Origin of the sequence: Micromonospora sp. ANENR4, assembly GCF_015354395.1 — a bacterium.
In the GTDB taxonomy this organism is placed as follows: Bacteria; Actinomycetota; Actinomycetes; order Mycobacteriales; family Micromonosporaceae; genus Micromonospora; species Micromonospora aurantiaca.
In genome coordinates this window covers 295,097-317,839 of record NZ_JADKYQ010000006.1, presented here as the reverse complement: position 1 = coordinate 317,839, position 22,743 = coordinate 295,097, and the positions used below count along the sequence as shown (strand labels likewise).

Annotated in this window: 19 protein-coding genes; 8 read left to right on the top strand and 11 right to left on the bottom strand. The window is 74.2% G+C overall.

The window, feature by feature from the left end:
* Positions 1–17: 17 nt before the first annotated feature.
* The 3 genes from IRY44_RS13110 to xylA are packed head-to-tail and all read right to left on the bottom strand — an operon-like array spanning position 18 to position 4,131.
* Positions 18–1,454, bottom strand: coding sequence for an MFS transporter (locus IRY44_RS13110; protein ID WP_194800661.1), 1,437 nt, complete (start codon positions 1,452–1,454; stop codon positions 18–20).
* A 56-nt stretch (positions 1,455–1,510) separates the two neighbouring features.
* On the bottom strand, positions 1,511–2,932 hold the full coding sequence (gene xylB / locus IRY44_RS13105; RefSeq protein WP_194800660.1) for a xylulokinase: 1,422 nt from the start codon (positions 2,930–2,932) through the stop codon (positions 1,511–1,513).
* An 11-nt stretch (positions 2,933–2,943) separates the two neighbouring features.
* Positions 2,944–4,131: a xylose isomerase gene (gene xylA, locus IRY44_RS13100; protein ID WP_194800659.1), complete on the bottom strand. Its 1,188-nt coding sequence runs from the start codon at positions 4,129–4,131 to the stop codon at positions 2,944–2,946.
* Between the two features lie 53 nt (positions 4,132–4,184).
* Between xylA and IRY44_RS13095 the strand changes: the two genes are divergently transcribed.
* The 3 genes from IRY44_RS13095 to IRY44_RS13085 all read left to right on the top strand — a co-directional run bounded on the left by IRY44_RS13095 (position 4,185) and on the right by IRY44_RS13085 (position 8,285).
* A complete protein-coding gene (locus IRY44_RS13095) occupies positions 4,185–5,444 on the top strand; it encodes an ROK family protein (RefSeq protein ID WP_194800658.1) in 1,260 nt (419 codons plus the stop codon).
* A gap of 139 nt (positions 5,445–5,583) precedes the next feature.
* Positions 5,584–7,251 carry a PP2C family protein-serine/threonine phosphatase gene (locus IRY44_RS13090; RefSeq protein ID WP_281600022.1) on the top strand — a complete coding sequence of 556 codons (1,668 nt, stop codon included), beginning with the start codon at positions 5,584–5,586 and terminating at the stop codon, positions 7,249–7,251.
* Complete coding sequence (locus IRY44_RS13085; protein WP_194800657.1) at positions 7,248–8,285, top strand: B12-binding domain-containing protein; 1,038 nt, start codon at positions 7,248–7,250, stop codon at positions 8,283–8,285. The genes IRY44_RS13090 and IRY44_RS13085 overlap by 4 nt, the downstream gene beginning before the upstream one ends.
* Before the next feature lies 1 nt (position 8,286).
* Here the strand turns inward: IRY44_RS13085 and IRY44_RS13080 are convergent, their stop codons facing one another.
* Positions 8,287–8,802 (bottom strand): MarR family winged helix-turn-helix transcriptional regulator, encoded by a 516-nt coding sequence (locus IRY44_RS13080; protein WP_194800656.1) that lies wholly within the window; start codon positions 8,800–8,802, stop codon positions 8,287–8,289.
* 95 nt (positions 8,803–8,897) lie between these two features.
* Here IRY44_RS13080 and IRY44_RS13075 point away from each other — a divergent pair, with 95 nt between their 5' ends.
* The gene (locus tag IRY44_RS13075) at positions 8,898–10,028 is read left to right on the top strand and encodes a PP2C family protein-serine/threonine phosphatase (protein WP_194800655.1); all 1,131 of its coding nucleotides are present in this window, start codon (positions 8,898–8,900) and stop codon (positions 10,026–10,028) included.
* A 9-nt stretch (positions 10,029–10,037) separates the two neighbouring features.
* Here the strand turns inward: IRY44_RS13075 and IRY44_RS13070 are convergent, their stop codons facing one another.
* The 7 genes from IRY44_RS13070 to IRY44_RS13040 all read right to left on the bottom strand — a co-directional run bounded on the left by IRY44_RS13070 (position 10,038) and on the right by IRY44_RS13040 (position 18,532).
* Entirely contained in the window at positions 10,038–11,519 is a 1,482-nt protein-coding gene (locus IRY44_RS13070) for a sugar transferase (RefSeq protein ID WP_135241737.1), read from the bottom strand.
* Positions 11,520–11,731: 212 nt separating this feature from the next.
* Complete coding sequence (locus IRY44_RS13065) at positions 11,732–13,486, bottom strand: substrate-binding domain-containing protein (protein ID WP_194800654.1); 1,755 nt, start codon at positions 13,484–13,486, stop codon at positions 11,732–11,734.
* 177 nt (positions 13,487–13,663) lie between these two features.
* Complete coding sequence (locus tag IRY44_RS13060) at positions 13,664–14,698, bottom strand: lactonase family protein (protein WP_194800653.1); 1,035 nt, start codon at positions 14,696–14,698, stop codon at positions 13,664–13,666.
* A gap of 101 nt (positions 14,699–14,799) precedes the next feature.
* The gene (locus IRY44_RS13055) at positions 14,800–15,402 is read right to left on the bottom strand and encodes an ATP/GTP-binding protein (RefSeq protein ID WP_194800652.1); all 603 of its coding nucleotides are present in this window, start codon (positions 15,400–15,402) and stop codon (positions 14,800–14,802) included.
* Positions 15,383–15,772 carry a DUF742 domain-containing protein gene (locus IRY44_RS13050; RefSeq protein ID WP_194800651.1) on the bottom strand — a complete coding sequence of 130 codons (390 nt, stop codon included), beginning with the start codon at positions 15,770–15,772 and terminating at the stop codon, positions 15,383–15,385. Before IRY44_RS13050 ends, IRY44_RS13055 begins: the two co-directional genes overlap by 20 nt.
* Positions 15,762–16,184, bottom strand: coding sequence for a roadblock/LC7 domain-containing protein (locus tag IRY44_RS13045; RefSeq protein WP_013288181.1), 423 nt, complete (start codon positions 16,182–16,184; stop codon positions 15,762–15,764). The genes IRY44_RS13050 and IRY44_RS13045 overlap by 11 nt, the downstream gene beginning before the upstream one ends.
* The gene (locus tag IRY44_RS13040) at positions 16,184–18,532 is read right to left on the bottom strand and encodes a nitrate- and nitrite sensing domain-containing protein (RefSeq protein ID WP_194800650.1); all 2,349 of its coding nucleotides are present in this window, start codon (positions 18,530–18,532) and stop codon (positions 16,184–16,186) included. Before IRY44_RS13040 ends, IRY44_RS13045 begins: the two co-directional genes overlap by 1 nt.
* 305 nt (positions 18,533–18,837) lie before the next feature.
* Between IRY44_RS13040 and IRY44_RS13035 the strand changes: the two genes are divergently transcribed.
* The 4 genes from IRY44_RS13035 (at position 18,838) to IRY44_RS13020 (ending at position 22,671) form a co-directional block, all read left to right on the top strand.
* A complete protein-coding gene (locus IRY44_RS13035; protein WP_194800649.1) occupies positions 18,838–19,443 on the top strand; it encodes a hypothetical protein in 606 nt (201 codons plus the stop codon).
* A 13-nt stretch (positions 19,444–19,456) separates the two neighbouring features.
* Positions 19,457–20,545 carry a hypothetical protein gene (locus tag IRY44_RS13030; RefSeq protein WP_194800648.1) on the top strand — a complete coding sequence of 363 codons (1,089 nt, stop codon included), beginning with the start codon at positions 19,457–19,459 and terminating at the stop codon, positions 20,543–20,545.
* A gap of 126 nt (positions 20,546–20,671) precedes the next feature.
* Entirely contained in the window at positions 20,672–22,330 is a 1,659-nt protein-coding gene (locus IRY44_RS13025; protein WP_194800647.1) for a sodium:solute symporter family protein, read from the top strand.
* Between the two features lie 17 nt (positions 22,331–22,347).
* The gene (locus IRY44_RS13020; RefSeq protein ID WP_194800646.1) at positions 22,348–22,671 is read left to right on the top strand and encodes a hypothetical protein; all 324 of its coding nucleotides are present in this window, start codon (positions 22,348–22,350) and stop codon (positions 22,669–22,671) included.
* Positions 22,672–22,743: the final 72 nt, after the last annotated feature.

The following is a 22,743-nucleotide window of genomic DNA, read 5'->3' as shown; positions in this document are numbered from 1 at the left end:
GTGGCCCCGCCGGACGGTCACCGTCCGGCGGGGCCCTCGCTCTCCAGCCGACCGGCGCGGGCGTGCAGCAGGTCGTGCACCTGCGCGATGTCCCGGGGTGAGGTGCGGGCCGCGAGCCAGTACATGATCCCGGTCGGGATGAAGAAGAGCTGGAAAGCGGCCAGCCCGACCGCGTAGTTCAGCGGCGGCGGGAACGCCGCCCGCAACCCGGCGAACGCCACCCCGACCAGCCCGTTGCCCGCCGCCCGGCCGACGCCGTTGACCAGGTTGCCCAGGCTGTAGACGGTGCCCCGGTGCTCGGGCGGGTTGACGTCGGCGATCAGGGCGAACCAGTTCGGCGAGTTCGCCGAGGTCAGCGCCAGCGCCACCACGGCGGTGAGCAGGCTCAGCCCCACCGACGGTTCGGTCAGCACGCTGGACAGCACGGCCGTGACCACCGCGCCGGAGCCGGCGCCGTCCGGCACGTCGATGCGGATCGGCACGAAGAACAGGACCAGGTAGAACGGCAGCGCCGCGAGGATGCCGACGGCCGCGACCACGGCCCGGCCACTCGGCGTACGCCGTTGCAGCGCGTCGCCCACCAGTCCGCCCACGATGGACAGCACGCCGCCGAGCTGGAACAGGGTGGCGAAGACGCTGCCCACCACCACGGCCGTGGCCGGTGAGTAGCCCTGCGCCTCGGCCCGCTGACTGAACAGCACCGGCAGCCAGACCAGCGAGCCGAACGCGGCCTGAGCGGTCAGCCCCTGCAGGATCAGCCAGCGGTTGGTCCGGCGGGCCAGGATCCGGGGCAGGTCGGCGCGGCTGATCCGGTAGTCGTACTCGTTCCCGGCGTCGATCGCCCCGGCCAGCTCCGGTTCGCTCTGCCCGCGCCGGATGTCGTAGGTGAACAGGTACGCCACTGTGGCGGCCAGGCCCACACCGGTCAGCAGCAGGAACGGCCGCCGCCAGTCGGTCGCGCCGAGGACGCCGCCGAGCAGCGTTCCGGCCAGCGTGCCGACGCCCTGCGACAGCCCCCAGAAGCTCATCACCAGGCCGCGGCGGCGCGGTGAGATCAGGTCGGTGACCACGGAGAAACCGACCGAGCCCACCGCGCCGAGCCCGACCGCGCCGACGAACTGCGCGATCAGGAACGTCGCGTACCCCCCGGCGAGCGCGCTGCCGGCGGTGCCGGCGGCCCACAGCAGCGTGCCGACCATGAGCAGCGGCTTGCGGTTGGTGCGGTCCCCCACGTACGCCCAGCCCACCGCCGCCACCGCGCTGACCAGGAAGCTGACGGCGGTGACCAGGCCGAGCATCCGCTGGGGTACGTCGAGGGCGGCGGAGATCGGCCCGTACAGCGGGGGCACCAGGCCGATCGCCACGTTGTCCAGCGAGGCGAGCACCACGAAGACCACGACGCTGTAGAACCGGTGTGCCGCGTTCCCGCGCCGGGAGATCCTGGTGCCCGTCATGCCGGGCAGCAAATCAGGTGCGGGTCACCTGCGCAGCACGACCCCCCGTACCGGCGTCATCCCCGCGCCTCGGCGTAGCGCTCGCGGATGGCGGGGACCGCCTCGCCCGTGTACTCCTCGGTGTCGCCGATGGACCAGGCGGGCGGGGTGTCGCCACCGAGCGCCACCCAGGCGGCCTGCCGGGCCGCGCCGTCCGCCACGTACTCGCCGGGCGGCGGCACCACCACCGGGCGGCCGAAGACCTGCGGCGCGATCCGGCGTACCGCAGCGGACCGGGCGCCGCCGCCGACCAGGATGATCCGGTCGGCGCGGGCGCCCTGCGCGATCAGCGCGTCCAGGCCGTCGGCCAGCCCGCAGAGCATGCCCTCCACCGCGGCCCGGGCCAGGTGCGCCGGGGTCGAGGTGCGCAGCGTCAGGCCCTTCAGCTCGCCGGTGGCGTGCGGCCGGTCCGGTGTCCGCTCCCCTTCCAGGTACGGCACCAGCACCAGCCCGTCCGCGCCGGGCGGGGCGGACAGGGCCAGTTCGCCGAGCGTGTCGAGGTCGACGCCGAGCAGCGTCGCGGCGGCGTCCAGCACCCGGGCCGCGTTGAGCGTGCACACGAGCGGCAGGAACCGGCCGGTGGCGTCGGCGAATCCGGCCACCGCGCCGCTGGGATCGGCGGCCGGCGTGTCCGCCACCGCGAACACGGTGCCGGAGGTGCCGATCGAGACGATCACGTCGCCCGGGCCGGCTCCGGCACCGAACGCCGCGGCGGCGTTGTCCCCGGTGCCCGGCCCGAGCAGGACCGGGCCGGACGCCGCGCCGTCGCCGAGCACGGCCGGGTCGAGGTGCCCGGCCGCCTCGGCCGGGCCGAGCACGACAGGCACCGTCACGCGCCGGCCGAAGGCCCGTTCCAGCAGGTCCAGCCGGTACTCGCCGGTGCGCGGCGACCAGTAGCCGGTGCCGCTGGCGTCGCCCCGGTCGGTGCGCAGCGCGTCCAGGCCGGGAGCACCGGCGAGCCGCCAGGTGAGCCAGTCGTGCGGCAGGCAGACGGCGGCGACCCGGTCGGCGTTGTCCGGCTCGTGCCGGGCCAGCCACCGCAGCTTCGTCGCGGTGAAGCTCGCCACCGGCACCGCGCCGGTCGCCTCGGCCCAGAACCGGCGGCCGGTCTCCCCGCCGCCGGCCTCCTCGACCAGGTCCCGGGCCGCGTCGGCGGACCGGGTGTCGTTCCACAGCAGCGCCGGCCGGACCACCTCACCGGAGGCGTCCAGGCAGACCATGCCGTGCTGCTGGCCGCCGACCGAGACGGCAGCCACGTCGGCCAGGCCGCCGGCCTCGGTCACCGCCGCCCGCAGGGCCTCCCACCAGGCGTACGGGTCGACCTCGGTGCCGGGCGGGTGCGGCGCGCGGCCCTGCCGGACCAGCGCGCCGGTCTCCGCGTCCCGGACGACCACCTTGCAGGACTGGGTCGACGAGTCGACCCCCGCGACGAGCGGCATGGCGGCCCGCCTCAGCGCGCGCCGAGCACGTGCTCGACGGCGAGCTGGTTGAGCCGGACGAAGCCGAAGCCCTTCGCCCCGGCGGCCTCCGGGTCGAACTCCTCGAACGCGGTCCGGTCGGCCAGCAGCTCGCGGTAGCCCTCACCGGGGTTGAGCGTCGGGGTGGCCAGCTCAGCCACCCGGGCGGCGGCGAGCGCCTCGATCACCTCCGGGTCGGCGCGGAACGCCGCGGCCCGCTCCTTGAGCAGCAGGTACGTGCGCATGTTCGCCTCGGCGGAGGCCCACACGCCGGTCATGTCCTCGGTGCGGGACGGCTTGTAGTCGAAGTGGCGCGGGCCGTCGTAGGCCGGGCCGCCGTTCGGGCCGCCGTGCTCCAGCAGGTCGACCAGGGCGAACGCGTTGAGCAGGTCGCCGTGGCCGAAGACCAGGTCCTGGTCGTACTTGATGCCGCGCTGGCCGTTGAGGTCGATGTGGAACAGCTTGCCCTGCCAGAGCGCCTGGGCGATGCCGTGGGCGAAGTTCAGCCCGGCCATCTGCTCGTGCCCGACCTCCGGGTTGAGCCCGACCATCTCCGGGCGGGCCAGGGTGGAGATGAAGCCGAGCGCGTGGCCGACGGTGGGCAGCAGGATGTCGCCGCGCGGCTCGTTCGGCTTGGGCTCCAGGGCGAAGCGCAGGTCGTAGCCGTTGTCGACGACGTACTCGCAGAGCAGGTCGACGGCTTCGCGGTAGCGGTCCAGCGCTGCCTGGACGTCCTTGGCGACGTCGTACTCGGCGCCCTCCCGGCCGCCCCACATGACGAACGTCTTGGCGCCCATCTCGGCGGCCAGGTCGATGTTGCGCAGCACCTTGCGCAGCGCGTACCGGCGCACGTCGCGGTCGTTGCTGGTGAAGCCGCCGTCCTTGAACACCGGGTGGTTGAACAGGTTGGTGGTGACCATCGGCACGACCAGGCCGGTCTCGTCGAGGGCCTTGCGGAAGCGGCTCAGCCGGGCGTCGCGGGTGGCGGCGTCCGCGCCGAACGGGACCAGGTCGTCGTCGTGGAAGGTGATGCCGTACGCGCCCAGCTCGGCGAGCCGGTGCACCGCCTCGACGGCGTCCAGCTCCGGGCGGGTGGCGTCGCCGAACGGGTCACGGGCCGGCCAGCCCACCGTCCAGAGACCGAAGGAGAACTTGTCCGCGGGGGTGGGGCGGGGTGCCATGGCAGACCTCCAGGTGGTGGTGTCGTCCGCGATTTGTTCAGCGGTTGAATTAAATGGCGGCGATGTGGCAGTGTCAAGAGGTGACAAGCACCAGCACCGCCGGGGCGGTCCGGCAGGGCAGCCTGCGCGAGTTGAACCTCGCGGTGGTGCTGCGGCGGATCGCCGCCGCCGACCGGCCGCCCTCGCGCGCCGGAATCGCCGCCGACACCGGCCTGACCCGGGCCACCGTCTCCGCCGTGGTGGACGACCTGATCGCCGGCCGGCTGGTCGCCGAGGCGGAGCCGGAGCCGCGTACCGGGGCGGGCCGCCCGGCCCGGGGCCTGGTGCTCGCCTCCGACGGCCCGGCCGGGCTCGGCCTCGAGGTGAACGTCGACTACCTGGCGGCCTGCGTGGTCGACCTGACCGGCGCGGTCCGGCACCACCTGGTCCGCCGCGCCGACCTGCGCCCGGTCTCCCCCGCCGACGCGCTCGCCCGGCTCGCCGCGCTGGCCGCCGAGGCGCGCGCCGCCGCCGTACGCGACGGGCTGACCCTGGCCGGCGCGGCGCTCGCCGTGCCGGGCCTGGTGGGCGACGGCGGCCTGGTCCGGCTCGCGCCGAACCTCGGCTGGCGGGACGTGGACGTGCCGGCCCTGCTCGCCGGGCACCCGCTGGCCGAGCCGGTCGACGGGGTGCCGCCGCTGGTGGTCGACAACGAGGCCAACCTGGCCGCCCTCGGCGAGTTGTACGCGGGCCCGGCCGGCCCGCGCAGCTTCCTGCATGTCACCGGCGAGATCGGCATCGGCGCCGGGATCGTGCTCGACGGCGCGCTCTACCGGGGCGCGCGCGGCTGGAGCGGAGAGATCGGTCACTTCCCGGTGCAGCCGCAGGGGCGGCCGTGCCGCTGCGGCGGCCAGGGCTGCCTGGAGCGGTACGCGGGCCAGGAGGCGATCCTCGCCGCCGCCGGGCTGCCCGGCGCGGAACTGCCTGCTGACACCGCCGCCACCCGGCTCGCCGACCTGGCCGAGGCCGGTGACCCGGCCACGCTGACCGCCCTGACCGACGCCGGCACCGCCCTCGGGGTGGCGGTGGCGGGCGTGGTGAACCTGCTGGATCTGGACACCGTGGTGCTCGGGGGCGGATACGCCCGGCTCGCGCCCTGGCTGCGGCCGACGGTGGAGGCGGAGGTCTCGCGGCGGGTGCTCACCGCCGCCTGGGCACCGGTGACGGTGCGCCCGGCAGTGCTCGGGGCGCAGTCCGCCGCGGTCGGCGGAGCCGGCTCGGTGGTCCGCCGGATCGTCGACCGGCCGGTGGGCTGGCTGGCCCGGGCCGGCTGACCGGATGACCGGATGATCCTCGACGGGCATTCCGTGCCTGCGCTCGGTACGCTTGCCGCCAGGCAACCTGTCCGCCGAGTGAGGGGTGCACCGACAGCATGCGCACGGGTCGACCGACCGAAGCGCCCGGCCACCGGAGGTGACCGCCGCGCGCCGGGGCGGTGTCGCGGGGCCGGTCAGCGGCGGTGGACACGCTTCGCGGAGACGGCCCCGGCGGATTGCCGAGGCCGCGCTACCGGCTGACGACCATCTGGCCCGGGAACTGCTCGACGGGCTCGCCGAGGCGGTCGTGACAGTCGACCACGCGGGCGTGGTGACGCTCGTCAACGCGATGGCCGCCGACCTGCTCCCCGAGGTGGCGCCCGGCGTCGACCTGGCCGCGTGCCGGGTGCCGGCGCTGGCCGACGCGGCCACCGCCGGATCGGACGCGTTCGAGACCGACCACCACGGCCGGCGGCTGCGCGGCGTGCGGCGGCCCCTGGCCGACGACCGCAGCGCCTGGTACGTCCGCGATGTCACCGAGGAACACGCGCGTACCGACGCACTGCTGGCCGAACGGTCGCGCACCGCGTTCCTCGCCGAGGCGGGCAGCCGGCTCGGGCTGTCCCTGCACCGCGAGCAGACGCTGCGTACCGCGGTGACGCTGCCGGTGCCCTACCTGGCCGACGTCGCGGTGGTGGTGCACCGCCCGCCGCCGCCCGCCGAGGACCAGCCGCACTGGATCCGGTACGCCACCGGCGATTCCGGCCCGGTCACCGGCCTGGCCGGCTGGCCGACTGTGGAGTCCGTACCCGGCCTGGTCGAGGCGCTCGACGGCGACCTCACCGAACCGAGTCCCTGGCTGGACGCCGAGCTGGCCGACCTGGCCGAGGTGCTGCCCGCCGGGTTCGGCCGTCCGGGCACCGTGTTGATCAGCCCGATGCCGAGCGCCGGTGGGCCGGCCGGCGCGCTGGTGCTGGCCCGGCGCCCGGAGCGGCCCGGTTTCGACAGGCGGGAGATCGGCCTGGCCCGGGAGTTCGCCGGGCGGGCCGGCGCCGCGCTGGCCGCCGCCGAGCTGTACGGCGAGCAGGCCCACCTGGCCCGGGTGCTGCAGAACAGCCTGCTCCCGCCGGAGCTGCCGCGCCTGCGCGGGATGACGCTGGCCGGCGGTTATCGCGCCGCCGGGGACAGCCTGCGCATCGGAGGCGACTTCTACGACCTGTTCCCCACCGGCGACGGCGGCCTGTTCGCGCTCGGTGACGTCTGCGGCAAGGGTGTCGGCGCGGCAGTGCTGACCGGCCGGGTCCGCCAGTCGCTGCAGACCCTGCGCCTGGTCGAGCAGCGCCCCCGGGAGCTGCTGGAGCTGCTCAACCGGGCGCTGCTGGACGCCCCCGACGCGGCCCGCCGGGCCCAGTTCACCACACTCCTGCTGGGCGCGCTGCGCCGCGAGCCGGACGGCGGGCTGCTGGTACGGCTCGCCGGTGGCGGGCACCCGTCACCGCTCGTCGTCCGCGCCGGCGGCGAGGTGGAGACGGTCCGGGTGGGCGGCATGCCGGTGGGCGCGCTCACCGACGCCCGGTTCACCGGCACCGAGGTACGGCTGGCGCCGGGTGACCTGCTGCTGGCGTACACCGACGGGGTGACCGAGGCCCGCGGCGGCCCCACCGAGCCGGCCATGTTCGGCGACGCCCGGCTGCGTCAGGCGCTCGCCACCGGCACCGGGCTTCCGCCCGCCGCGCTCGTCGAGCGGGTGCTCCAGCTCGTCGACGAGTGGCTGGACGGGCAGCCCCACGACGACATCGCCATGCTCGCCGTGGCGGCCGGGTGACACCGCCGCCGCCGGACCGCCCCACCCCCGCGGCCGGGCGCCGGATCGGGCCGGACACGCTCGTCGCGTACCTCGATCACCTGGACGCCGCCGACCGGGCCGGCGCGGTCACGCTGGCGCTCAGCCTGCTCGCGGACGGGTTCTCGGTCGCGGACGTCCTGGTCGACCTGGTCGCGGTGGCGCAGCGGGAGGTCGGCCGGCGCTGGCTCACCGGCTCGTGGAGCATCGCCCAGGAGCACGCCGCCACCCACGTCAGCGAGCAGGTGGTGGACGCGCTGGGCGCGACGGTCGGCCCACCGCGACGCGGGCACGTGGTGATGGCGTGCGTGGAGGGCGAGTGGCACGCGCTTGCCGCCCGCATCGTCACCGAGGTGGTCCGGGCGGCCGGCTGGCGGGTGACGTTCCTCGGCGCCAGCGTGCCGGCCCGGCACCTGGTCTCCTACCTGCACCAGACCGGTCCGGACGCGGTGCTGCTGAGCTGCGTGCAGCCGAACCGGCTGGTCCGGGCGGCGCGGATGGTGGAGGCCAGCCGGGCGGCCGGGGTGCCGGTGCTCGCCGGTGGTCCCGGCTTCGGCCCGGACGGCCGGTGGGCCACCGCGATCGGCGCGGCGGGCTGGGGCGCCAGCGCCCGGGACGCGGTGGAGCTGCTGGAGCGGCCGCTGTCTACCGAGCACACCGGCGCGCCGCCGCCCCCGCCCGACGACGCGTACGTGGCGGTGCTGCACCGGCGACGTGAGCTGGTGCGGCTCGCGCTCGCCGCGGTGGACCCGCCGCCGGAGAACGCCGAGGACGTCGCCGCCGGTATCGCGCACCTGGTGGACGCGCTGATCGCGGCCGTGCGGGTGGACGACGACCGGCTGCTGCGTGACTTCGTCGGATGGCAGGAGGAGGCGCTGACCTCCCGCGGCGGCCGGGCCCTGCTGGACCGGGTGCTCGACACGCTGGAACGGGCGCTGACCGAGCATCCCCGGGTGGTGGCACGGCTGCGGGCCGCCCGCGAAGCGGTGCCGGACGATCCAGGCCACGCCGGCTGAGTCAGGCGGTACGGGCCACCGGAGTTTCGCCGGACGGCCGGGCCGGGTCGCCGATCCGTTCCCCGGAGGGTTGCAGCATCGGCCAGCCCTCCGCCACGGTGGCCTCCCCGCGCCGGCCCACCTCGTCGAACTCGCGCATGCCGCGTACCAGCGCGGCCCGGCCCTCCGGGCTCATCCCGGCCAGGATCCGCTCCAGCCGGTGCCGCCGGTCGGCACGCAGCTCGGCGAGGAGCCGGAGGGCGGCGGGCGTGAGGTGCAGCGAGATCTCCCGCCGGTCGTAGCGGCCCGGCTCGCGCTCCAGCATCCCGGCCGCGACCAGCCGGTCGCACAGCCGGCTGGCGGAGGAGAGCAACATGTCGGTGAGCGTGGCGAGACGGCGGAGGTTGATGCCGTCATACTGCTCGACGACCATGATCGCGCGTAGCTGGGCACTCGACAGCCGGCTGGTGGTGCGCTCCCGGGCCGCCTCCCAGACGGCGAGCAAGGTGCCTGCCGCCTCGTCCAGGGCGGCGGACATACTCGTTACAGGTTCCCGGGTACTGCGCTCTTCGGTCATGGTGGGGCCGAGACTACTCCCCGGATCTGCCCGGCGACCTGTGCAAAGGAGCAAAGATGAGCGGAGCGGAGGGCCGCGCTCGCCGGGTCCTGACCGAGGCGCCGACGGATCTCATCGTGGACCGGCTCGCCGCCGAGCTCGCGCGCACGTACGGCGTCACCCACACCGAGCTCTACCAGGTCGACTACCGGCTCGCCGAGCTGCTGCCGCTGGACGACGGGCCGTCGGTCACCGGGCCCGGCCACCCGGCCTGGCGCGCCTTCGACCACCAGGAGCCGGTGATCGCCGACGGCGTCGGCTGGTTCCCGGTGGGCATGCGCGGCGAACGCCGGGGCGTGCTGAAGGTCTCGCCGGTGCCCGCCGACCCGGACGCCCGCCGGGAGCTGGACACCATCGCCACGGTGCTCGGGCACGAACTGAGCGCGGTCATGGCAACCACCGACATCTACCGGACCGCCCGGCGCAGCCGGCGGCTCACGCTGGCCGCCGAGATGCAGTGGGAGCTGCTGCCCGGGCGCAGCCGGATCCGGCAGTCGTTCAGCCTGGCCGGGCAGCTGGAGCCGGCGTACGCGGTGCGCGGGGACAGCTTCGACTGGTCCGACGACGGGCACCGGCTCTGGCTGGCGGTGCTGAACGGCTACGGCGAGGGGGTGGCGGCGGCGCTGCTCGCCTCGCTGGCCACGTACGCGCTGCGTAACGCACGCCGGGCCGGGCTGGACCTGGCCGACCAGGCCGCGCTGGCCGACCAGGCCATCTACGCCCAGCACCGGGGCGAACAGCACGTCTCGGTGCTCCTGATCGAGCTGGACCTGGCCTCCGGCGAGATGACAGTGGTGGACGCCGGTTCGCCGCGGCTGCTGCGGCTGCGGAACGGCGAGGTGACCGAGCAGGAACTGGAGAAGCAGTTCCCGCTCGGCATGTTCGAGGGCACCGACTACCGCCCGCAGCGGTTCCGGCTGGAGCGCGAGGACCGGCTCTTCGTGGTCAGCGACGGCGTGATCGATGCCGCCACCGAGCAGGTGCGCTACGGCGAGGTGGCGCTGGACCGGTTCCTGCGCCGGACCGGCCCGATGGAGCCGCTGGACGCGGTCCGGTCGCTGATCGGCGACCTGCGCGCGTTCGTCGCCGGGGACCTGGTCGACGACGCGGTGGTGGTCTGCCTGGACTGGCTGGGGCCGCAGCCCTGACCCGCCCGGTCAGTACGCGCCGCGGCTGTTGACCACCGCGCCGAACGTCTTCCACAGGATGGTCAGGTCGGCGGCCAGCGACCAGTTCTCCACGTAGTAGAGGTCGAGCCGGATGCCGTCCTCCCAGCTCAGGTCGGACCGGCCGCTGACCTGCCAGAGGCCGGTCATGCCGGGCTTGACCAGCAGCCGGCGTGCCACGTCGCCGTCGTAGCGGGCCACCTCGGACGGCAGCGGCGGGCGCGGGCCGACCAGGCTCATCTGGCCGAGCAGGACGTTTGCGAGCTGGGGCAGCTCGTCCAGCGACCACTTGCGCAGCAGCCGGCCGACCCGGGTGACGCGCGGGTCGTCGCGCATCTTGAACATCAGGCCGTCGGTCTCGTTGCGCGCGGCAAGCTCGGCGAGCAGGGCGTCGGCGTTCACCACCATGGTGCGGAACTTGAAGACGCCGAACTCCTCGCCGCCCTGGCCGACGCGGGTCTGCCGGAACAGCACCGGACCACGGCTGTCGATCTTGATGGCGAGCGCGATCACGATCAGCAGCGGCGCCAGCACGAGCAGCGCGATCGACGAGATCGACCTGTCGACGAAGCCCTTTACCAGCTTGCGGGCGCCGCGGAACTCGGGTGCCTCGACGTGGATCAGCGGCAGGCCGGCGACCGGGCGGGTGTGGATGCGGGGGCCGGCCACGTCGGTGAGCGCCGGCGCCACCACCAGGTCGACGCCGGTGCCCTCCAGCTGCCAGCCGAGGCGGCGCAGCCGCGTCGCGGTCAGCTCGCCGGAGGCGGTGACCGCCACGGTGTCGGCGCCGATCGCGGTGGCCGCCTCCGGGATGCCGCGGAAGCTGCCGACCACGGGCACGTCGCCCAGGCGTTGCGGCACCGGGGCGAGCAGCGCGTCCGGGATGCACGCGCCGACCACCTGGTAGCCGGCGTACGGTTCCCGGCGCAGCGTGTGCACCAGCTCCAGCACGTGTGCGGTGTCGCCCACCACGAGCACCTTGCGGGACCAGCCGGCGCCCCGGTCGCGGGCCCGGTGCAGCCGCTTGCGGGCCGCGAACCGCGCCACCTCCAGGCCGATCGTGCCGACCGCGAAGGAGATGGCCAGGAAGCCCCGGGAGACGCCGACGTCGGCGATGTACCCGGCGATGGCGATGCCGCCGGCGAGTCGCATGCTGGCCGCGCTGACCCGCCGGTACTCGTCGGCGCCGTAGCCGAGCACCTGGTCGTCGTAGCACCGCATCGCCTTGAGCGAGACGAGCCAGACCAGCAGCAGCGCCGGGGCGACCACCACGTACGGGATCTCGGAGCCGGTCGGTTCCTCGTCGCCGAACCGAGCCAGGTAACCGACCAGGATGGCCACCGCGAGCACGGCGGTGTCCAGCACCACCAGGACCCGGATGTAGGCCCGCTCCGCCGCTCGCGTCGTCTTGCCCGGGCGTTCACCACCGGGTCGCGACGACGTGGCAGGGGTCAACAGCGTCGCCGAGGTCACCGGCCCTCCCCACTTCGCTCAGGACCGCCCCGTCCCCGCCCGGCTCCGGTGTGGAGCCCGCGGTCGAGGCACCCGGTCATCATGCCTGGACAATTATGGTTACCGATTGATTCGGACGCATTACCGTCAGTTCTCATCCCGTGTCTTGACCCGGGAAGCCTTCCGCCGTACCGGATTTCCGGTACGGCGGAAGACTAGCGCTGAGCTTCAGGTCAGCGGGGAGCGGGCGGCCGCAGCGCGATCGCCCGGAGGAAGATCTCGCCGATCTTGCTGGGGTCGGTGGTGACGAACGCGCCGCCGCCGGTGACCTTGGTGATCGACTCCAGCTCGGCCCGGTTCACCTCGGTGCCGATGCCGATGATGACGACCTGGACCGGCTGCTCGTCGTCCTTCAGCTTCTTCAGCTGGTCCAGCAGTTCCTTCTGCGAGATGCCGTTGTCGTCCTCGTTCTTGCCGTCGGTGAACAGCACGATCGAGTTGACCTTGCCCGGCTCCCAGTCCTGCTGCACCTTCTTGTACGCCGCGAGCATCGTGTCGTACAGGCCGGTGTCGCCGCTGGAGGGCTTGATCGAGGCCAGGCCGCGCTGGAGGGCGCCCCGGTTGCTGGACAGAGGCTTTATTCCGACCAACTCGCTCCAGTCCTGTGAGCCCTGCAGGTTGGTGGAGAACGTCCAGAGGCCGATCGACCAGGAGTCGTCGAACAGCCCGAGGCCCTGGCTCGCGGCGGCCACCGTGACCTGCTCCCGGCTGGCGCCGTTGGCGGTCGCGACCGGCTTCTTCATCGAGCCGGAGACGTCGATGACGCAGAGCATCCGGCCGGACTGGGTGGCCACCGACCAGGTGGTGGTGGCGGTCGAGATGGCACCGGGGTCGAGGTCGGCCGCGCCGCCCTGGCCCGACGGCGGCACCTGACGCTCGCCGCCGTTGGCCGGGCTCGGCGCGCCGGTCGGCGCCTGGAAACCCCGGCCCCAGTTGCCGTCCGGCGCGCGCAGCGCCTGCGCGGCGAGCCGGTCCTTGAAGCCCGGCGTACGCAGCACCTCGAAGAGCACCTTGGCGGCGGACGCCTTGGCCGGCTCGATGCCGGGCAGCACCGCGAACGGGTAGTCCAGCGAGATCGGCGGCGGCTGCAGGTACAGCGCGGCGAGCCGGATCGGCGGCTTGGTGCTGTTGTAGGCGATCACGTCCTCCTCGGACAGCGCCGCCGCCCCCAGCCCGTTGGCGATCGCCGTCGGGTCGGAGGAGCGCGGGAACCGCGCGAGGAGGTCCTGCCGCAGCGAGGACCGGTTGGTGGCAAGGGCCCGCAGCGCGCCGACCATCGCCTCCTGTGCCTTCGGCGAGCCGGACTCGCCGGCGGAACTGGCCGCGGCGGTCAGCGACAGCAGGCCGGACAGGCCGGCCGCGTCCTGGGTCGGCTCGACGATCCCGGCCCGCAGCGGCTTGCTGGCGGTGACCTGGGTGAGCAGGTCGGACCAGCGGAGTTCCTTGTCCGGCCACCCTATGCGGGAGGCCACCGGCTCGGGCAGCGCCACCACGACCGGGCTGCGTGCGATGGACGCGCCGTTGGTCGGCGCGAACGCGCTGGCCCCGCCGCTCTTGAGCCGGACCAGCCAGGTCGAGGAGTCCGGCACCCAGACGTCGGGGGTGACGGCGGTGCCGCTGGCCTGCCCGACGCCGGCGAGCGTGGCACCGTGCTTGCTCGCCACCGCGGCGGCCACCTCGACCGGCTCGGCCGAGGAGACGTTGACCGCGATGCAGGTTCCGCCCACCGCGGCGCCGTCGGAGACCCACTGGTCGGCGGCGGCGCGCACCGCGGGGGCGATCTCCGGGGCGGTCGCCACCGACAGCTCGATGCGGCCCGAACAGTTCGGGCCGGCCAGCTGCTGGTAACCGAACCAGGAGCCGGCTACGACGGCGACCAGGGCGGCCGCCACGGCGGCGGCACCTGCTCCGCGGAGGTGAGAACGCATGCGATGGCGGCCAGACACGGTGACCATCTTGCGTACCTCGTGGGGTTACCACCACAACCGTTCGGACGAAAGTTACGCAGCAGAAACAGTTGATCAGCTAACCCATACGCTAAGTTACCAGTCAGTCATTTATGGTGATGTCAATCCACTTCGGACTTTCACTTGGTGACCGTCCGGTCACGGCCGGACGCACGTCGGGCTCGCCATCGGCACCGGTTCCCCCACCGGCTCCGGCACCCCGCCGTCCGGATCGACCCGGAAGATCCTGATCATGTCGGCCCGCTCGTCGGCCACGTACAGGTGCTCCCCGGCGAACGCGAAGTGCCGCGGCCACTCGCCGCCGGTGTCGACCTCGGCCACCAGCTCCGGCGCCGGGCCGTCGAGCGCGAAGACAGCGATCGTGCCCACGCCGCGGTTGCCCACGTAGAGGAAACGCCCGCCCGGTCCGACAGTCACCTCGGAGGGCTGGACGTGCCCGGTCCGGCCGCTGGCGTCGACACGCGTCCGCTGCCGCGGCCCGTCCGGCGTCAGCTCGTACGCGGTGACGGTGGCGTCCAGCTCGCCGACCAGCCAGCAGCGCCGCCCGTCCGGGTGCCGGGCCAGGTGCCGGGGACCGGTTCCGGGCGCCGTCCGCAGCCTCGGCTCCCGCTCGGCCAGCCGGCCGGTGGCGTCGTCGACGTCGTACCGGTAGACCGAGTCGGTGCCCAGGTCGACGGCGAGCAGCCCGCCGCCGGCCGGGTCGGGCGAGACCATGTGGCAGTGCGCGTGCTCCTGCCGCTGCGGGTCGGCTCCCTGGCCGGAGTGCCGGACCAGGTCGGCGCGCTCCCCCGGCACGCCGTCGGCGTCCAGGCCGAACACCGCCACGCTGCCGCCGCCGTAGTTCGCCACGAACAGGTGCCGCCCGTCCGGGGCGACGGACACGTGGCACGGCTCCGCGCCGCCGGTCTCGCGGACGCCCAGCGGTGCGAGGTCGCCGTCCGGGGCCACCCGGAACGCGCTCACCTGACCGTCGGGCAGCTCGTTGCACGCGTACAGCACCGGCAGCGCCGGATGCCGCACCAGGAACGACGGCGACGGGGTGACCGCCACGACGCCCAGCGGGGTCAGTTCCCCGGTCGCCCGGTCCCGCCGGGCCGCCACGACGCCCTCGGCCCGCCCGCCCGTCTCCGCCGTGTAGCCGCCGATGTGGACGATCTCGTCCTGCCCGGTCACCGCACCCACCTCTCGTCGGTCCTGCCTGCGATCCAACCAGAGGCTTCCCGGTGGCGCGCCCGGTCAGTCCCACCAGGCCCGACGGATCGGGTACGGCGTGCTCAGCCCACCGGCACCGGCTCGCCGCGCTGCCGCGCCACGTGCTCGACGAGCGAGATCAGCACCAGCTTGCCGGACTGCCGGTCCCGGGCGTCGCAGAGCACCAGCGGGACGTCCGGGTCCAGGTCCAGCGCGTCGCGGACCGCCTCCATGCCGAACCGGCGGGAACCCTCAAAGCAGTTGACGCCCACCACGAACGGGATGCCCCGCTGCTCGAAGTAGTCGATCGAGGGGAAGCAGTCGGCCAGCCGCCGGGTGTCGGCGAGCACCACCGCACCGAGCGCGCCGAACGCCAGCTCGTCCCAGAGGAACCAGAACCGGTCCTGGCCCGGGGTGCCGAACAGGTAGACCTGAAGGTCGTCGTTGATGGTGATCCGGCCGAAGTCCATCGCCACCGTCGTGGTCGACTTCTGCTCGACCCCGGAGACGTCGTCGGTGCCGAGCCCGGCCCCGGTCAGGACCTCCTCGGTCTGCAACGGCCGGACCTCACTCAACGCGCTGACCAGCGTCGTCTTTCCGGCGCCGAAGCCACCGGCGATGAGGATCTTCAAAGCCAGCGGCACTCGTGGCGCCCCCGGCTCCCGGTCATAGCGCACGGAGTCCACTGACCACCGCCTTGAGGATGTTGTCGTCGGGCAGGTACGCGGTGGCCGGTGGCCGGTGCACCGCGACGAGCTCATGGGCGAGGAGGTCGCCGAGCAGCACCCGGACCACGCCGACGGCGAGGTCCAGGTCGGCGGCGAGGTCGGCCACGGCCTTCGGCCGCCGGGCCAGCTCGATCAGGCGGCGGTGCTCCGGCTGGAGACCGGGCGTGCCGGCCGGGTCCGCGCCGCTGGTGGCGAGCACGAACGCCAGCAGGTCGAAGCCGTCGACCGGCGGGCGCACCCGGCCGCCGGTGAGCGTGTACGGGCGCACCACCGGTCCGGCGTCGGCGTCCAGCCACTCGTGCTGCGGTCCCGGCGACTCAGCGCGCATCGGTCCGCTCCCCCGCCACCCGGCTCGGCGCGGCCAGGTTCTCCCCGACCCGGATGACGAGCATCGCCATCTCGTACGCCACCAGGCCGATGTCGGCGTCGGCGTCGCTCGCCACGGCGAGGCAGGCGCCCTGCCCGGCGGCGGTCACGAACAGGTAGGCCGACTCCATCTCCACCACGGTCTGACGGACCGCGCCGCCGCCCAGGTGCCGGGTGGCGCCCTTGGCCAGCCCGGAGAAGCCGGACGCCAGCGCGCACAGGTGTTCCGCGTCGGTGCGGTCCTGGTCGGTGGAGGCGCCGAGCAGGAGCCCGTCCGCCGAGAGCACCACCGCCTGACGGGCGGCGGGAACGCGCTCCACCAGGTCGTCGAGCAGCCAGTCGAGATCGGCGTTCTGCCGCGTCGTGTGCACCACTAGGCGTCCCTCTCAGTCGCGGTTCGTTGGTCCGGCGCCGGCGGGGCGGGCTGAACGGCCGGCCCCGCGGTGGTGGACGGCGTACCGGTGTCACGCGTTTCGGTGGCGGGGGTGGCCGGATCGGTTCCGGCGGCGCGGGAGCCGTCCCGGCGCCCGCGCGCGGTGCCGGCCTGCAACGCCGACATGGCCCGGCGGGCCTCCTCCGGGGTGCGGTGGGCCGGGGTGTCGGCGACGGCGGCGCGAGGACGCGCGGTCGCGCCGCGGCGCCGGATCCGGCGGGGCAGGCCGTCGTCGTCGGCGGGTGGCTCCACCGTCGAGGCCCGTGCCGACTGCAGCGGGACGACTGTGCTCTCCGACCGGTCCCGGCCCGGCCGGACCGGCCGCCCCGGCCGCGGCACGGTGGTCAGCCGGGTCACCTTGGCCAGGCGCCGCCGTTCCGGCCCGGCGGAGGCGTCCGCGCCCACCGGCGGCTCGTCGGTGATCAGTTCCGACGGTACGAACACCGCGGCCACGATCCCGGCCGGGCGGGACGGCCGCAGCTCCACCCGGACGCCGTGCCGGGCGGCCAGGCGCGCCACCACGAACAGCCCCAGCCGGGCGCTGCCGGCCGGGTCGAACTCCGGTGGCTCGGCCAGCTTGCGGTTGGCCTCGGCCAGGGCCGGCGCGGACATGCCCAGCCCTCGGTCGAGGATCTCGACGGTGTAGCCGCCCGGGACGCTCCGGCCGGTGACGTCCACCCGGGTGCCGGGCGGGGAGAACGTGGTCGCGTTCTCGATCAGCTCGGCGAGCAGGTGGATCACGTCGCCGACGGCGCGGCCCAGCACCCCGGCCGGTGCCACCTCGCCCACGTCGACCCGGTCGTACGCCTCGACCTCGGAGATCGCGCCGCGCATCACGTCGACGGCGGCGACCGGCCGGCGCCAGCCGCGTCCGGGCGCGGCCCCGGCGAGGATTACCAGGTCCTCGGCGTGCCGCCGCAGCCGCGTCGCCAGGTGGTCGACCTGGAACAGCCCGGCCAGCTCGTCCGGATCCTCGGTACGCCGTTCCAGCCGGTCCAGCAGCGCCAGTTGCCGGTGCACCAGCCCCTGGCTGCGCCGGGCCAGGTTGAGGATCACCTCGTTGAAGCCCCGGCGCAGCGTCACCTCGTCGACAGCGGCCCGGACCGCGGTCCGGCGTACCTCGTTGAAGGCGCGCGCCACCTGGCCGATCTCGTCGCCGCCGTGGTCCAGCTCGGGCGCCTCCCGGGCCACGTCGACCTCCTCGCCCCGGCGCAGCCGCGCGACCACGTCGGGCAGCCGGCGTTCGGCCACCTCGGTCGCGGCCGCCCGTACGCCGCTCAGCCGCTGCGCCAGCGACCGGCCGACCCGCAGCGCCACCAGCACGCACACCACGATCGCGACCAGGCCCAGCACACCGGCGGCGGCGAGCTGGACGAGGATCCGGGTGGCCATCGGCACCGACCGCTCGGCGAGGGCGTCCGCGCCGCGCAGCTCGAAGTCGCGCAGGCTCTGCCACACCTCGGCGTGGCCGGTCTCCCACGCCCGCATGTCGAACCGGGCGGGCAGCCCGGGCGAGCGGATCAGGCTGTCCTGGAGCGCGCGCAGCCGGAGGAACCCGGCGCCCTCGGTCATCCGCTGGTAGGCGGTCCGCTCCCCGGCCGGCAGGTCGGCGACCGCCGTCTCGGCCAGGAAACGCTGGTTCTCCACTGTGCGTACCAGTTGCTCGTGCTCGCCGTCGGCGTACCGCCCGGCCGTGACGGCGCCGGCCAGCAGCGCGTCGGCCTGCCCGAGCAGCTCCCGGGAGCGGCCCAGCGCGGTCAGCGCGGTGGCCTCCCGGTTGAGCTGCGCGTCGGGCAGCGCGGCCATCGCGCCGAACGCCTGGAACGCCGAGCCGATCATCCCGCTGTAGAGGCCGACGGCGCCGGCCCGGTCCACCTTGCGGTCGTCGATGAACGCGCGTCCGGCGGGCAGCGCGTCGAGCGCCGAGACGAGTTGGTCGAGCCGGTTGTCGAGCTGGGCGTCGGCGACGTCGCGCAGGTCGCCGCCGTCGACCTTGCGGCGCAGCTCGACGATCGCGTCGTCGGTGCGTACCCGCTGCTCGGTCAGCTCGGGGAGGGCGCGGTCGCCGGCGAGCTGGACCACCGACAGCCGCCGCTCGCGTTGCAGCTCGGCCACCACGGCCTCGCCGGGACGGCCCAGGTCGTAGAGGAGGGTACGCGCGGAGAGCAGATCGAGCGCGGGCCCGAAGGTGAGCGTGGTGGCGAAGATCCACAGGGCCAGCAGCCCGGTCACCGGGCCGATGACCAGCGCGGTCAGCTTGGCGCGGATCGGCCAGTCACGGGTGTTCAATCAGACCTCGCCCGGGAAGGTGTCGCTCGGTGGCGCCGGCAGCGGCCGTCACGTTCGCCGGCCACGACGCCGGGCCCCGGCCCGGACGCCTTGGGCAGGATACGTAATCCGGGGCGGATGCACTACCGGCCGTCTCGGCTCTCACTACGGTCCGAGACGGGCACGGCGGGCGCAGTCGGACACCGGTCCGGCACCGGACGGCGGTCGCGACACCGCGCCTATTTCCAGAAGCGGGGCGGAAAGTGCCGCACAACGGGATTGGCGATCACCCGCACGAGGGAATACCAGCGTGCGAAGGAGGAGCCATGTCGTCCACCCAGGTAGTCGTCATAGTCATCGTCGTCGCCGTCATCGCCGCGCTCGTCGCGGTCGCCGTGGTCGCCAGCCGCCGCCGGGCGCTGCGCGAGCGCTTCGGCCCCGAGTACGACCGGGTCGTCGCCGAGCAGGACAGCCGCAGCGCCGCCGAGCGCGAGCTGCGGGAACGCGAACGCCGGCACGCCGAGCTGGAGCTGACCCCGCTGAGCCCCGAGTCCCGGGCCCGCTACGCCGCCGCCTGGGAGGAACTCCAGGTGCGCTTCGTCGACTCCCCCGCGGAGACCGTCGGCGAGGCCGACGAGCTGGTCAGCCGTCTGATTGCCGAGCGCGGTTACCCCACCGGGGACTTCTCGGACCAGATCGCCCACCTCTCCGTCGAGCACGCCCGCACCCTCACCCACTACCGCGACGCCCACGAGATCCGGCAGCGCAACGAGCGCGGTGAGGCCGGCACCGAGGACCTCCGGCAGGCGCTCGTGCACTACCGGGCCCTCTTCGCCGACCTGCTCGGCGAGGAGCCGGTGCCCATGTCCACGCAGCAGCCGGAGCAGCGCCACCCCGACCACGACCACGACCACGACGTCCCGAGCCGCTGAGGAGGCCGCCGCCATGCGCCAGGATGAACAGCAGGTCACGCAGGACCACCCCGAGGCCGTCCGGTCCGCACCGGTGCCGGTGCCGCAGCCGGGCGAGCACGCCGACACCGACCGCCGCGACACCGACCGGGCCGACGTGCCCGAGGACGCGCTGGACGACCGCGGCACCTTCGACGACCCGGCGGTCACCGACGAGCGGCGCGACGCCGAGGTGGACGAGACCCGCGCCTACGACGCCGGGGAGCTGCGCGACGCGGCCGACCGGACCGACGACGACGGGCGTGCCCCGTACGCCGAGCCGGCGCCGCTGCCGACGGCGTTCGGCGCGGCCACTGTGGGCGACGCGGTGGCCGCCTCGGCCCTGGCCGGCGGCCGTCCGCAGGACGAGCGCGACGCGCGCGACGAGGACACGGCGGCGCCGGGCGACGGCGCGCCGGGACGCACCGACCCGCTGGACGACGAGCGGGCCGACCCGACCGCCGGGGACCGCCTGCACGACCGGGACCGCTGGGACGCCGAGCACCCCGGCGCCGGCGACCGTGACGTGGACGGCGACGGCCGGGACGACCGCACGGTGGACACCGACGCCCGGGACGACCGCATCGACGGCGTCGTCCGGGACGACGCGGCCGCCGACGGCGCGGTCGGGTACGGCAGCGCTGAGCCCGGCCTGGTCGACCCGGACGCCGAGCCGGTCCCCGCCACCGACGACGCCGACCGGCGGCACGACCGGGTGGACACCGCCACCGCGGCGGCGGGCGCGGCAGCCGCCGGCACGGCCGGCGCGAGCCTGGGCGGCGCGGACCGGCCCACGCCCGGCGCGGTACCCGCCGACGCGGCGACGCTGTTCGCGCCGGAGGCCGCCCAGGGCTTCCGGGACCGCTGGCGCGACGTGCAGCTGCGCTTCGTGGACGACCCGCGCGCCGCGGTCGGCGAGGCCGAGTCGCTGGTCGAGGAGGCGATCGAGGCGCTCTCCACGGCCCTGCGCGAGCAGCGCACCCGGCTCGGTGCCTGGCAGGAGTCCGGCTCCACGGACACCGAGCAGCTCCGGGTCGCCGTGCGCGGCTACCGCGACTTCCTGGACCGCGTGCTGGGCCGCTGAGAAACCGCCACGAAGCCCCGGCCGGTGACCCGGCCGGGGCTTCCGCACGTCCGGACCGAACAGCAGGTATGAAACTTCCCAATCGGGGTACGTGCGGTCAGCGGTGCACACGAGGGGAGCACGGTCATGGGCGGTGGCGGCCTGCGATTGAACATGAACGCCCTGGACTATCTGATTCTGGCGCTCTACTTCGTCACGGTGCTCGGCGTCGGTTTCGCCGCCCGGCGCGCGATCCGCACCAGCGTGGACTTCTTCCTCTCCGGCCGCTCGCTGCCCGCCTGGGTCACCGGCCTGGCGTTCGTCTCGGCGAACCTGGGCGCCCTGGAGATCATCGGCATGGCCGCCAACGGTGCCCAGTACGGCATCATGACCGTGCACTACTACTGGATCGGCGCCGTGCCGGCGATGGTCTTCCTCGGCATCGTGATGATGCCGTTCTACTACGGCTCCAAGGTCCGCAGCGTCCCCGAGTACCTGCGGCTGCGCTTCAACCGCCCCACCCACCTGCTCAACGCGATCAGTTTCGCGGTCGCGCAGGTGCTCATCGCGGGCGTGAACCTCTACGCGCTGGCCCTGATCATGCAGGCGCTGCTCGGCTGGCCGCTCTGGTTCGCGATCATCGTCGGTGCGGTGATCGTGCTGGCGTACATCACCGTCGGCGGGCTCTCCGGCGCGATCTACAACGAGGTGCTCCAGTTCTTCGTGATCATCGCCGGTCTGGTGCCGATCACGGTGATCGGGCTGGTCAAGGTCGGCGGCGTGAGCGGCCTGATGGACGCGGTCCGCGACTCCAGACTCGGCGAGGCCGGCCTGCACGCCTGGGAGGGCACCGGCAGCACCGGCAACCCGCTCGGCGCGCACTGGCTGGGCATCGTGTTCGGCCTCGGCTTCGTGCTCTCCTTCGGCTACTGGACCACGAACTTCGCCGAGGTGCAGCGCGCCCTGTCCGCGCGGAACATGAGCGCCGCCCGGCGTACGCCGATCATCGCCGCGTACCCGAAGCTGCTCATCCCGGCGGTCACCGTGATCCCCGGCCTGATCGCCCTGGTCACCGTGAAAGGGCTGGGCGCCGACGAGGGCGACCTGGTCTACAACAACGCGATCCCGCTGCTCATGCGCGACCTGCTGCCAAACGGCGTGCTCGGTATCGCGGTCACCGGCCTGGTGGCCTCGTTCATGGCCGGCATGGCGGCGAACGTCAGCGGCTTCAACACCGTGTTCACGTACGACATCTGGCAGGCGTACTTCCGGCGGGACATGCCGGACGAGCACTACGTGAAGGTGGGCCGGCTCGCCACCGTCGGCGCCGTGGTGATCGGCATCGGCACCGCGTTCATCGCGGCCGGATTCAGCAACATCATGAACTACATCCAGGCGCTGTTCTCGGTGTTCAACGCGCCGCTGTTCGGCACGTTCATCATCGGCATGTTCTGGCGGCGGATGACGCCGCTGGCCGGGTTCTGGTCGCTGCTGTCCGGCACCGTCGTCGCCACCGCCACGTACCTGCTCTACAAGGGCGGCGTGATCAGCTTCAACTCGGACCTGGAGGAGAGCTTCTGGGGCGCGGGCCTGGCCTTCGCCACCGTCGCGGTGGTGGCCGCGATCGTCACGCCGCTGACCCGGCCGAAGACCGACGACCAGCTGACCGGGCTGGTGTACGGCCTCAGCGACACCACGCTCGCCGACGACACACTGGCCGGCGACGCCGCCTGGTACCGCTCCCCGGTGCTGCTCGGCGTCGTCGCGGTGATCCTCGCCGCCCTGTTCTACATCCCGGTCTTCTGAAGGAGGGGACGCACACCATGCCAGACGACGCGGACCGCCACTACCAGGGCGGCGAGGCGCACGACCCGCTGGTCGACGAGACCGAGGACGCCCGGGAGGAACGCTCCGCCGCGGCCCGGCTCTTCGACATCCGCCGGGTCATCGGTGGCCTGTTCGTGGTGTACGGGCTGATCGTCGGGCTGATGGGGCTGTTCGACACGTCCGCCGAGATCGACAAGGCGCAGGGCGTCCGGATCAACCTGTGGGCGGGCGCGGCGATGCTGGTGTTCGGCCTGCTGATGCTGCTGTGGCTGCGGCTGCGCCCGACCGAGACGCCGGAGCCGCACCGCGACGAGTCCTGATCCCCGCCGCCCGCATGGCGCGGCCCGCACCGGGTACGCCTCGGGGATCAGGCGGAAGGGACAGGAGGGCAG